This is a genomic window from Nocardia sp. NPDC056100, from assembly GCF_042266325.1.
Classification (GTDB): Bacteria; Actinomycetota; Actinomycetes; order Mycobacteriales; family Mycobacteriaceae; genus Nocardia.
In genome coordinates, this window is sequence record NZ_JBHJVY010000003.1 from 785,786 (window position 1) to 798,492 (window position 12,707).

6 protein-coding genes and 1 pseudogene are annotated in these 12,707 nt (G+C 67.3%); 4 read left to right on the forward strand and 3 right to left on the reverse strand.

The genetic code is table 11. The features are described 5' to 3' along the window. Positions 1-3: 3 nt before the first annotated feature. A complete protein-coding gene (locus ACFC0O_RS25785) occupies positions 4-1,593 on the reverse strand; it encodes a DUF2207 family protein (RefSeq protein ID WP_375962025.1) in 1,590 nt (529 codons plus the stop codon). A 77-nt stretch (positions 1,594-1,670) separates the two neighbouring features. Here ACFC0O_RS25785 and ACFC0O_RS25790 point away from each other — a divergent pair, with 77 nt between their 5' ends. Beyond that, on the forward strand, positions 1,671-3,059 hold the full coding sequence (locus ACFC0O_RS25790; RefSeq protein WP_375962028.1) for a neutral zinc metallopeptidase: 1,389 nt from the start codon (positions 1,671-1,673) through the stop codon (positions 3,057-3,059). Positions 3,060-3,122: 63 nt separating this feature from the next. Here ACFC0O_RS25790 and ACFC0O_RS25795 read toward each other — a convergent pair whose 3' ends face one another. Together ACFC0O_RS25795 and ACFC0O_RS25800 are read right to left on the reverse strand one after the other, a co-directional pair. After that, entirely contained in the window at positions 3,123-4,406 is a 1,284-nt protein-coding gene (locus tag ACFC0O_RS25795) for an ammonium transporter (protein WP_375962030.1), read from the reverse strand. Between the two features lie 106 nt (positions 4,407-4,512). Next, positions 4,513-5,346, reverse strand: coding sequence for a hypothetical protein (locus ACFC0O_RS25800; protein WP_364637342.1), 834 nt, complete (start codon positions 5,344-5,346; stop codon positions 4,513-4,515). A 428-nt stretch (positions 5,347-5,774) separates the two neighbouring features. Between ACFC0O_RS25800 and ACFC0O_RS25805 the strand changes: the two are divergent. The 3 genes and pseudogenes from ACFC0O_RS25805 to ACFC0O_RS25815 form a co-directional block, all read left to right on the forward strand. Continuing rightward, positions 5,775-7,367: pseudogene (locus ACFC0O_RS25805) on the forward strand (DNA polymerase III subunit gamma and tau); the annotation flags it as partial. Positions 7,368-8,981: 1,614 nt separating this feature from the next. Continuing rightward, on the forward strand, positions 8,982-10,193 hold the full coding sequence (locus ACFC0O_RS25810) for an acetyl-CoA C-acetyltransferase (protein WP_375962032.1): 1,212 nt from the start codon (positions 8,982-8,984) through the stop codon (positions 10,191-10,193). 35 nt (positions 10,194-10,228) lie between these two features. Further along, positions 10,229-12,382 carry a 3-hydroxyacyl-CoA dehydrogenase NAD-binding domain-containing protein gene (locus ACFC0O_RS25815; protein ID WP_375962035.1) on the forward strand — a complete coding sequence of 718 codons (2,154 nt, stop codon included), beginning with the start codon at positions 10,229-10,231 and terminating at the stop codon, positions 12,380-12,382. Positions 12,383-12,707: the final 325 nt, after the last annotated feature.

Genomic DNA, 12,707 nt, shown 5'->3' on the forward strand with positions numbered 1-12,707 from the left:
GCCTCAGCTCTCGGTGAAGAGCTTCTCCAATTCGGTTATGCAGTACGGGAAGTGGGCCGCGAAACGGTAGAGATCGTGATCGGATTCGAAACCGCCGAACCAGTAGAGGCCGGGGGTGCCGTCATCCGTCGGGTTCAGATCGCGGAAGGTGCGCACCCACTGATCGGTGCGGCGGCCCGCCACCATGAACGGCAGCGCCCGGGAGAAGATCATTTCGCGGTCGGGTGCCGGAATATTCTGCGGCACAACGGCATCCAGGCTGCGCAGCATGGCTTGGACGCGGCCAGCCAGCTCCCGGCCGAGGGCGGTGCGGGACGGTAGGTAGCGGGGGAGCAGCAGGGCCGCCACGCCACCCAGGATCAATGCGACACCGATCAGGGCATGACCGGGACCCAGCGCCAGGGCGAGGGTGGTGACGGCACCGGCCACCACCAGCGTTGCGCCGAGCCAGAATTCGAAGCCGCGGCGCGAGCGGTCGATGAAACTGCCCTGCGCGGTGGCCTCGTCGATGAGGGTGCGGCGGACCGCCCGCGCGTTCACCCTGTCGCGCAGCGTCGACACCATGACCGCATCGGTGCCCTCGGGCAGGAATGTCTCGTAGACCGCGCGTTCATAACCGGTGAGCTGGTCGTCGATCGGGTTCATCCGGCTGATCCGCCAATCGGATTCACCGATCGCCGCGATCCAGATATAGCTGCGCACAGCCAGATCCACCACCGTCGCCGCCATATCGGGGGCGTCGACATAGCCGTCGATCAGCAGACCGGCGGTGCCGGGCAGGATGCCGTCGGGGGAGGTGAACCGCATGTGATCGCCCTGGCGCTCCAGCGGATCGAGCACCTGCGCGCTCGGCTGCTGCCTGCGCGCCCACACCACATATCCGGCGGCCGCCGCCAGCGCCGCCAGCAGCGCCCCGAACGCCGCCAGCACCGGGCCGGTGATGGAGAACGGACCGGGTGAATCATCGTCCTGGATATCGGCATTCGGTTTCACCGTGCCGGGCGGGATCTGCAGGGTCACATCGATGACATCGCCCTTGCGCAGATCCGTCTTGTCCAGATGCGCGACGCCGTCCGGTTCGACGCGGATATCCGCGCAGTCCTCCGGCTTACCGGGCGGGCCGATGGTGCACTTGGTGACGCCCATCCGGAAATCGGGACTCGTCACCACCACGCTGATGGACGCCACATCGGTATTGAGCACCCCGGTCCACCGGAACGTCTGCGCCCCGGCGGAATCGGCGACGGTGTTGTGCACCGTGTACTTGAACGTCACCGTGCCGGACCGGGCGTCGATGGTGAAACGGTCGTCCGCGACGGTCGCCTCACCGTCACCGGTGGCCTGGATATCGCTCACCTGGAAGGTGCGCTGAATGGCCTCGGTGACCTGCACCCGCAGCGGCAGCACCTGCCGGAACTCGTTGCCGGCGGGCACTTCCACGGTTTCGGTCACCCGGAGCAGGCCGTCATCGCCCAGATCCACATCCGCGGTGATCTTCACACCGTCGGGCTGCTGCGCCTGGGCGGCCGGGGCTGCCACGCCCGCCAGCGCGAGCAGCAGCGCCACGAGGACGCCGCCCCGAAAAATCTGCATGGATGGTCACTCTAGCCAGCTTGCTATTCTTCCTCAGCGGCTGTCGGTTATCGGTGAGAACGAGGGGGTGCGGGGGTATGACTCGCCCACCGTCCGGCTACGGACCGAATAACCACGGCGGCTGGCCGCCCGAACCCGATCCGCGCCGCCCCCAGCAGCCGCCCGGACAACCGCGGCAAGGCAATTCGCCACCGCCCGGCGGTTATCCCCAGCGGCCCGGCGGCCGTCCACAGCATCCCGCACAACCCGGCGGGCAGCCCCCGCGACCCAGTGGGAATCCGGCCCAGCCCGGCGGCTATCCAGGTCAGCCGGGTGGGTACCCCGGTGGGCCGGGCGGGTATCCCTCGCGCCCGGGCGGCTATCCGGTGCAGCCGCCGCACCCCTCCGCACCGCCGGGAGGGATTCCGGCGCAGCCGCGCACGGGTTATCCACAGCAGCCGAGTTATCCACAGCGGCAGGGTTTCTCATCGCCGCAGGGCTCCGGGCCCGCGCCCACCTTCGCGCAGCCGCGGCAGCCCGCATATCGCCCGCCGATGCCGCCGCCCGCCGCGCATACCCAGACCGGGATGCAGGCGGTCCAGCGTCCGGCTCCACCGCGCCGCCGTCGCTGGGGCACGCTGGTCGTCATTCTGATTCTGCTGGTCAGCACCGTTGTGCTGCGCACCGCCATCCGAACCGGGTTGAGCGCCTTGGGAACCGGCGACAAGGTGCAGACCGGGTACAGCAACGATCCGGGCAGTGAGAACGCGGGCGTCGCCAAGACCTCGGACAATCCGCTCGTCACCGATGACAGCCTCACCCTGCTGCCGGAGAACTGCGCGTACACGCCGTGGAGCACCGACGTCGACGTCGCGCGCACCTTCTTCCAAACGGCCGCGGACTGTCTCGCCGAAGCGTGGAAACCCCTCTTCACCGATATCAAGCTGCCGTTCGAACCGCCGAAACTGAACGTCTCGGCCACCACCAGCGGCATCACCACGCTGTGCACCGGCAACAGCAGCAATTTCGCCGCCTTCTACTGCTCGGCCGACAAGACCATCTACATGCCGATCAGCCAGTTGCAGACCGATATCTACAAAAACAACTGGGTGGTCTACCTGTCGGTGTTCGCGCACGAGTACGGACATCACGTCCAGGCCGAATCCGGCATCCTCGGCAAGGTGCATCAGCAGCGCCGGGACGCGGGCGCGCGCAGCGATACCGGCCTCGAGTTGTCCCGCCGCACCGAACTCCAGGCCAACTGCTTCGACGGTATGTTCCTGTCCTCGTCGAATAGCGGTGGCGCACTGAGCAATGCGCAGATCGGCGTCGCCCGCAACGATATGTACCACCGCGGCGACGCCCCCGGCGATATGCGCGATCACGGCACCTCGCAGAACGGCGGCGCGTGGTTCGAAATGGGCTACGACAAGAACCGCACCGCGCAGTGCAACACCTTCGCTGCGGCACTGAACAAGGTCAACTGACCACACGAAAATGGCCGGGGCGGCGAATGATTCGCTGCCCCGGCCATTTTCATGGTTATCGACTCAGTGCCCGAACGGCCCGTCCCGCTTGATCTGATGACCGTGCCCGTTCACGCCCTCGGCGTACGCGGTCTCGGCGTGCAGCGCGAAGTCGATACCGGAGATCTCCTCCTCGCGGCTCACCCGGAAACCGATGGTCCGATCGATCACCTTGCCCAGTGCGAACGACACCCCGAACGCGAACGCCGCCACCGCGAGCACGCCCACCAACTGCTTGCCCAGCTGTGCGAGCCCGCCGCCGTAGAGCAGCCCCTCCGGACCGTTCTCACCCGTCATCGCCCGGTTCGCCAGGAAACCGATGAGCAGGGTGCCCACGATGCCGCCGACGAAGTGCACGCCAACCACATCGAGCGAATCGTCATAGCCGCCCTTGAACTTCCAGCCCACCGCGAACGAACACACCGAACCCGCGACCAGACCCACGATGAGCGCGCCCATGGTGTTCACCGAACCGCAGGACGGGGTGATGGCGACCAGACCGGCCACCGCGCCCGACGCCGCACCGAACGTGGTCGGACGGCCATCGCGCACCTGCTCCACGATCAGCCAGCCCAGCATGCCCAGGCAGCCCGCCACCAGCGTATTCAGGAACACCGCCGCGGCGGTCGCATTGGCGCCCAAGGCCGAACCGGCATTGAAGCCGAACCAGCCGAACCACAGCAGGCCCGCGCCGAGCAGCACGAACGGCAGATTGTGCGGCCGCATGGCATCGACCTTGAAGCCCACGCGCGGGCCGAGCACGATCGCCAGCGCGAGTGCCGAAGCGCCCGAGGCGATCTCGACGACCAGGCCGCCCGCGTAATCCATGGTGCCGAACGAGGCCAGCCAGCCGTTCGGCGTCCACACCCAGTGCGCGATGGGGGCGTACACAATGAGCGCCCAGATCGGAACGAAGATCATCCACGCGGAGAATTTCGCGCGGTCCGCGATCGCGCCGCTGACCAGTGCCACGGTGAGAATCGCGAATGTCAGCTGGAAGGTGACGAACAGCAGTTCCGGAATTCCGCTGCCCGCGTGCACAGTCGTGGGATCAATTCCGGAAAGTCCGAAATGACCGAGATTTCCGATGAGTCCGCCACCCGCGTCATCACCGAACGCCAGGCTGTACCCCGCCACCAGCCACACCACCGTGACCAGCGGAATCGAGATGAAACTCATCATGAGCATGTTGAGCACACCGCTGGAGCGCACCATGCCGCCGTAGAAAATAGCCAGGCCGGGCGTCATGAGCAGCACCATCGCCGTGGCCGCGAGCAGCCAGGCGGTAGCCGCCGGATCGATGTTCATGAACAAACTCCTTCCGCGCGAAATCGCGTTGCACGGAAGTTACCGAATCCTCACGTTTCGGCGCTGTTACGAAAATGAGGACTTGGATACGTGCATGTAACAGCGATCAGGCGCGGCGCTCTTTGTTCTTGCGCGACAATGCCCGCATTCCACGCGGTCCCGGCACGGGCAGGTCATCCGTCAGTGCCATCCACTCGGCGGTGGTGAGCCACTGCTGCTGTGCCCGGGCATCGGCTGTGTCGTTGAACACGCGCCGGCCGCGATCATCGCGCAGCTCATAGGCGAGCACCGACCAGCGTGGCGGCCGCTCGTTCTCGGCCAGCTGATCGCGCAGATACGCCGCCACCAGTGTGCCGATGGCGTTCACCGGCCGCAGCGACACCCGATTACCGAACCGGGCGGCATGGAAACGCCTTCCGGCACACAGGGATCGGGGCGTCGCGTTGTAGGCGATCCAGCCCGCGCGCTGCGCCCGCTCGATCAACCACAGATGCTTCACCGCGGTCGGCGGGATATCGCCGACGCGATCGCGAATCAGCGCGAACACCGGCTCGGACAGCAGAATGTCCCGGCGCGTCGGCCCGGTGCCGTGCGCGGTCCAGTATTCGTCGGTGAGCTTGGCCAGCACCCGGCCGAAATCGTCGACACTGCGCTGGGCACGGCGGCCCAGGCGTTCGATGCGCTCGGCCTCGGCGCGCATATCGTTCTGCACGATGAGGGTTTGAATGGCCGCCAGCGTCGGTACCTGACCGCGCTGCAGCAGTTCCAGAATCGCGCCCGCGGTGGCCGGATCCGCGGCTGCCGACACCGGTAGCGAATCGCGCTTGATGTCGTAGTCCTGCGGGCTGATGGCTCGACTGAGCAGTCCGACCGCGGCGAGATCACCGGCGAATTCGGTGCTGGAGAGCCAGGCGTGGGCGATGTCGTCGTGCGACGGCACTTGGGAGATCCTCCGATGAGATTTGGTTGTGCCCCGGTCGGGATGAGGGACCGGCCGGGGCCACCAACCTGATGAAGGTTTGGCTACCGAAGTTGCCGATGTCCACGGTAGCCAAACGATTGCGATCTTGCTGCATCGGTTCACTGGATCGTTATGTCCGGTCTGCGTGGATGAAACCGAACACTCATCCGTAAATGGCGATCTTGGGCGGAGCCGGTGTCCGGCTATCGTCCCTGGACACCCACGCCAAGAATTTGCTCACGGGTCACAGCAGAATCGAGTTCAGTCCGGTCGGTATCGAACGGGCATCCAGAATGGATGTGACATAACCCACAGTTTGACGCGCCGGAGTGCTGGAACGCGACGCATGGGCGGCCGCGCGGGCAGCGAATCGCTCGATGTCAGGGGTACTCGGTAACCTGTGGGCCGTGGCTCTGTACCGGAAGTACCGACCGGCAACGTTCGCTGAAGTGGTGGGGCAGGAGCACGTCACCGATCCCCTGAGTATCGCCCTGGACACCGGGCGGATCAGTCACGCGTATCTGTTCTCCGGCCCGCGCGGTTGCGGCAAGACCTCGTCCGCGCGCATCCTCGCGCGCTCGCTGAACTGTGTGGAGGGTCCGACCTCCACGCCGTGCGGGGTCTGCTCGTCCTGCGTCGCGCTCGGGCCCGGCGGCTCCGGCAACCTCGATGTGATCGAACTCGACGCCGCGAGCCACGGTGGCGTCGACGACACCCGCGAACTGCGCGACCGCGCCTTCTACGCGCCCGCCGAATCCCGCTACCGCGTCTTCATCGTCGACGAGGCGCACATGGTGACCACCGCGGGCTTCAACGCGCTACTCAAGATCGTCGAAGAGCCGCCCGCCCACCTGATCTTCGTCTTCGCCACCACCGAACCGGAGAAGGTGCTGCCGACCATTCGGTCCCGCACCCACCACTATCCGTTCCGGCTGCTCCCGCCCGCCACCATGCGCGGCCTGCTCGGCAAGATCTGCGAGCAGGAGCATGTGGAAGTCGAAGAATCCGTGTACCCCTTGGTGATTCGCGCGGGCGGCGGCTCACCTCGCGACAGCCTCTCGGTGCTGGACCAGCTGCTCGCGGGCGCTGGCCCCGAGGGCGTCACCTATCCCCGCGCGGTCTCCCTCCTCGGCGTCACCGACGTGGCCCTGATCGACGATGCCGTCGACGCCCTGGCGAACTCCGACGGGGCGTCCCTGTTCGGCACCATCGACCGCGTCGTCGAAGCGGGCCACGACCCCCGCCGCTTCGCCACCGATCTGCTCGAACGCCTCCGCGACCTCATCCTGCTGCGCGCGGTCCCCGACGCCACCGAACGCAACCTGGTCACCGGCCCCGGCGATGTCCTCGCCCGCATGCGGGACCAGGCCGCCCGCCTCGGCCCCGCCACCCTCGCCCGCCACGCCGAACTCCTGCACGAGGGCCTCGGCGATATGCGCGGCGCAACCGCCCCCCGCCTCCTACTCGAGGTGGTCGCGGCCCGCATGCTCCTGCCCGCTGCCTCCGACGCCGAAACCGCCACCCTGCAACGCCTCGAAACCCTCGAGCGCCGCATGGCGGGCGGCGCGCTCCCGCAATCGGCCCCGGCCGCCCCCGCCCCCGAACGGTCCGCCCCGGCTTCGGACTCCGACCCCTCCCCGGCGTCCGCCCCGTCCACACCGCCGACCGGAGCCCCTCGCCGCCGCGGGGCGGAAGCCCTCGCGGCCCTGCGCGAAAACCGCCCTGGCACAACCCCTCCCGTGCCTCAGCAACAGCAAGCCGCTCCACCTCCGCAACCGCCCCAGGCTGCCGTGTCTCCACAGCCCCAGGCTGTAGTGCAACCGGAACCGGCTCCCGCCCAGCAGACTTCGGCTCCCGTTGCGGCGGTTCGGCCGCCGGAGATGAATGCCGTGCGCGGCCCGGTGGCTGATGCGGAAACACCCGCTTCGCCTGTGTCCTCCACGGAGACCGTTGCAGCGCCAGGCATTGCCGATATCGCCGCTGGTCCGGACGGGTCCGCTGCCGACATTCCGCTGCCCGGATTGGTTGCGGAAGAGGATTTGGCCGCTGCTGCCGCCGCCAAGGAAGCGGCGGCTCGGGCCGCGGAAGCCGCTGCGGCGCAGGGAGGTTCGGCGGATTCCGCCGGTGCCGTGGGCAGTGCGCAGCTGGCTGCGGCCGAACCCGAAGCGACCGAACCGGAAATCGATCCGGATCAGATGGCACTCGGCATGGATGAGCCCGATGGCGACTCGGCCGATGAACTGACGCCCGCGTTCGCGTTCGCGGCGCAATCCGTTGATGTGGCAACCGCTTCCGAGGTCGTCGCGCAACTCGTGGCGGACTCCGAGGCGGAGGTCGATCCGCAGGCTCCGGCTGAGGTCGCCGCTCCGATGGCCGAGCCGGAACCTGTTGCGGCCGAGGTTGTTTCAGTACCTGATCAGGCCGCCGAGCCCGAGTTGATCCCCGAGCCCGAGCCGGTTGCCGCTGTGAGTGAACCCGTCGCGCCGGTGGCCGGGGGTGACTCGTCCGAGGATGTGTTGCGGGAGATCGAGGCGGCGTGGGCTGATATTCGGGCCAAGGTGCGGGAGTTCGGGGCGGCGGTGCAGGCGCTGCTGTCCGGGGCTTCGGTATCGCGGCTCGAGGGCGGGACGATTGTCTTCGCGCATCAGCATGCGCCGCTGGCGCAGCGGTTGTCGCAGCCCGCCAATCTGGATGCGGTGCGGTCGGCGGTCAAGGCCGTGCTGGGGCGTGAGCATGACGTGAAGTGGGAAGTGGGGAGCGGGGCCGCGCCCGCCGCTCCGCAGGCGAGTGCCGGCGGAGCGGGTAAGGGACCGGCGGCGGGTGCGGGAGCCGCGCCGAAGAAGGCCGCGGCCAAGTTCTCGCGGCCGAGCCAGGCCAAGGCCGCCACGGCGAGTGCGGCCACCACGGTCGCCGCCCCGGCGGCGTGGGGGAGTCCGGCGACCGCGCCCGGCACGGCGGGTGACGGTGTGGCCCCCGGCACAGCGGGTGATGCGGCAGCGGGCGGTTCGGGCTTCGGCGGCTCGGCGCAGGGCGGTTCGGGTGCGGCGGCCGGGGGCGCTGGGACCGCCGCGGCGGGTGCGCAGGCCCGCGGCGGCAACGGTGGCGCGGGGGTGCGGAACGCACCTCCGGAGGACGATATTCCGCTGCCTGACGGGCCGGACTATCCGGACGACCCGGGGCCGTCGGACTACTCACCAGTAGGTTATGACGGCGTCCCACCTGCTACTACGGACGAGGAGGAGCGCGAGCTGCTGGCGGCCGCCGCCGTGCCGATCCCCGCCGAGGAGCGTCGCGACCCTGATGATGTGGCCTTGGAACTGTTGCGGTCGGAACTGGGGGCGACTCCGCTGGAGGGTTGACAGTTGCCCTGTGAGACGCATTAAGTTAACCGGAGTTCGCATCGGGCGGTACTATGATCGGGTGGCCGTGAGTATCGGTTCGGCGAGGTTCTAAGGTATGCCCAGGCGTACGGGTTGCCAGAGAGCGCGTCGGTCCGCCTCTGAGGCTGTTTGTACAGCGTCAGACGGTCGCCCGAACAAGTCGATCGGCGAGGCTACCCGCGGCCGCCCCGCACAACGCGGTGTCGGCGCACATTACGGAAGGAAAACTCCGATATGACCACAGAGGCCTACATTTACGAGGCCATCCGCACCCCGCGCGGCCGCAACAAGAAGGGGTCGCTGCACTCGGTCAAGCCGATCGATCTGACCACCGGTCTGGTCGAAGAGCTGCGGAACCGTTTCCCGAACCTCGATGAGGATCGGATCTCGGACATCATCCTGGGTGTTGTTTCCCCCGTCGGTGACCAGGGCGCGGATATCGCCCGCACCACCGTGCTGACCGCGGGCCTGCCTGACACCGTCGGCGGTATCCAGATCAACCGCTTCTGCGCCTCCGGCCTCGAGGCCGTCAACCTGGCCGCCCAGAAGGTCCGCTCCGGCTTCGATGACCTGGTCATCGCCGGTGGCGTCGAGTCCATGTCCCGCGTGCCGATGGGCTCCGACGGCGGCGCGATGTTCATGGACCCGAAGACCTCCTACGAGGCTTACATTGTCCCGCAGGGCATTTCGGCCGACCTGATCGCCACCATCGAGGGCTTCACCCGCGATGACGTCGACGCCTACGCCGTGCGCTCGCAGGATCTGGCCGCCAACGCCTGGAAGAACGGCTACTTCGCCAACTCCGTCGTACCGGTCAAGGACCTCAACGGCCTGACCGTGCTGGACAACGACGAGCACATGCGTCCCGGCACCACCGCCGCCGACCTGGGCAAGCTGAACCCGGCCTTCGCCGGCATCGGCGAAATGGGCGGTTTCGACGCCGTCGCCATGCAGCGCTACACCTACGTCGAGGCCATCAACCACGTGCACCACGGTGGTAACTCCTCGGGCATCGTCGACGGCGCCGCGCTGGTGCTGGTCGGCAACGAGGACGCCGGCAAGGCCTCCGGCCTGACCGCGCGCGCCCGCGTCGTGGCCACCGCCACCTCCGGCGCCGACGCCACCATCATGCTGACCGGCCCGACCCCGGCCGCGTTCAAGGCTCTCGCCAAGGCGGGCCTGACCACGGACGATATCGACATCTTCGAGATCAACGAGGCCTTCGCCTCCGTCGTGCTCAAGTTCCAGAAGGATCTGGCGATCCCGGACGAGAAGCTGAACGTCAACGGCGGCGCCATCGCGATGGGCCACCCGCTGGGCGCCACCGGCGCGATGATCACCGGCACCGTTGTCGACGAGCTGCACCGTCGCAACGCGCGCTACGGCCTGATCACCCTGTGCATCGGCGGCGGCATGGGCGTCGCCACCATCATCGAGCGCGTCTAACGCCCACCGACTTTTCTCGAGGAGAACCAAAGACAATGACTGAGAACATGATCGGCTGGGAAAAGGACGCCGACGGCATCGTCGTGCTGACCATGGACGACCCCAACCAGGGCGCCAACACCATGAACCAGCTCTACAAGGACTCCATGAAGGCGACCGTCGATCGCCTGGAGGCCGAGAAGGACGACATCACCGGTGTCGTCATCACCTCCGGCAAGAAGACCTTCTTCGCCGGCGGCGACCTCAAGAACATGATGAAGACCACCCCGGAGAACGCGGCGGACATCATGGAGGAGCTGGGCAGCATCAAGGGTGACCTGCGTCGCCTGGAGCAGCTCGGCAAGCCCGTCGTCTCGGCGATCAACGGCGCTGCCCTCGGTGGCGGCCTGGAGATCACCCTGGCCACCCACTACCGCATCGCCGCGGACGTCAAGGGCGTGCAGCTGGGCCTGCCCGAGGTTTCCCTCGGCCTGCTCCCGGCCGGTGGCGGCGTCACCCGCATCACCCGCATGCTCGGCATCGCGAACGGCCTGATGGGTGTGCTGCTGCAGGGCAACAAGTTCAACCCGCAGAAGGCCAAGGCCACCGGCCTGATCAACGAGGTCGTCGGCTCGATCGAGGAGCTCGTCCCCGCCGCGAAGGCGTGGATCAAGGCCAACCCGGACAAGGGCGTGCAGCCCTGGGACGTCAAGGGCTACAAGATCCCGGGCGGCACCCCGACCACCCCGGCGCTCGCCGCCAACCTCCCGGCGTTCCCGGCCAACCTGCGCAAGCAGCTCAAGGGCCAGAACATGCCGGCGCCGCAGGCCATCATGGCCGCCGCGGTCGAGGGCGCGCAGGTCGATTTCGACAACGCGTCGCTGATCGAGTCGCGCTACTTCGTCTCGCTGCTGACCGGCCCGGTCGCGAAGAACATGATCCAGGCGTTCTTCTTCGATCTGCAGTCGATCAACAACGGTGGTTCGCGTCCCAAGGACGTGCCCAAGCGTGAGATCAAGAAGATCGGCGTCGTCGGCGCGGGCATGATGGGCGCGGGTATCGCGTACGTCTCCGCCAAGGCCGGTTACGAGGTCGTGCTGAAGGACGTCACCATCGAGGCGGCCGAGCGCGGCAAGAACTACTCCGAGAAGCTCGAGGAGAAGGCGCTCTCGCGTGGCAAGACCACCGAGGAGAAGTCCAAGGCGCTGCTCGCGAAGATCACCCCGACCGCCGATGCGGCCGACTTCGCCGGTGTCGACTTCGTCATCGAGGCCGTCTTCGAGAAGCCGGAACTGAAGAACGCGGTCTTCCAGGAGATCGAGGACATCGTCGACGCCGACGCCCTGCTGGGCTCGAACACCTCGACGCTGCCGATCACCCTGCTGGCCAACGGTGTGAAGCGGGCCGAGGACTTCATCGGCATCCACTTCTTCTCCCCGGTGGACAAGATGCCGCTGGTCGAGATCATCCGCGGTGAGAAGACCTCGGACGAGGCGCTGGCCCGGGTGTACGACTACACCCTCGCGATCCGCAAGACCCCGATCGTGGTCAACGACAGCCGCGGCTTCTTCACCTCGCGCGTGATCGGCACCTTCATCAATGAAGCGATCATGATGCTGCAGGAGAACATCGATCCCGCGACCATCGAGCAGGCCGGTCTGCAGGCGGGCTACCCGGCCGCGCCGCTGAAGCTGAGCGATGAGCTCAACTTCGAGACCATGAACAAGATCTTCAAGGAGACCAAGGCCGCCGCCGAGGCCGAGGGCAAGGTCATCTCGGCCGCCTCGCTCGCGTCGGGCAACGTCATCGACACGATGATCGACAAGTTCGACCGCAAGGGCAAGCTGGGCGGCGCGGGCTTCTACAACTATGTCGACGGCAAGACCGCCGGCATCTGGGAGGGCCTGCGTGAGGCCTTCGGTTCCAAGCGTGAACTGCCCGAGGGCGTTTCGCTGCAGGACCTGAAGGACCGCATGCTGTTCATCGAGGCCATCGAGACCCAGAAGTGCTTCGACGAGGGTGTGCTGACCACCACCGCCGACGCCAACATCGGCTCGATCTTCGGTATCGGCTACCCGGCCTGGACCGGTGGCGTGCACCAGTTCATCGTGGGCTACCCGGGCGGCACCGCCGGCTTCGTGGCTCGCGCCGATGAGCTGGCCGCCAAGTTCGGTGAGCGTTTCGAGGTTCCGGCCTCGCTGCGCAAGTAAGCGAGAAGTACGAAAACGCCTGTCGCGCTGAGGGTTCGGATAACCTCGGCGCGATAGCGGGTACGGACAGGACCCGGGTCGTCGCCACGGCCCGGGTCCTGTCGTATCGATGCCCTGTCGAGCCGGGGTGACGTTCGTATCGTCCGAAGCGATATCCGGGTATGGCGAGGCGAGGTTCGGGCCGGGCGCGGCCAACGTTCGGCATCCCGTGGATTTCGGGGCGGTCGTACCGGATTTCGGTGCGCGCGGAACCCCGGTGCTGTGCCGAATTCCGCACACATACGTGCCCAGCGCGCTACGTTTGAATATGCGCGGGTAGAACACC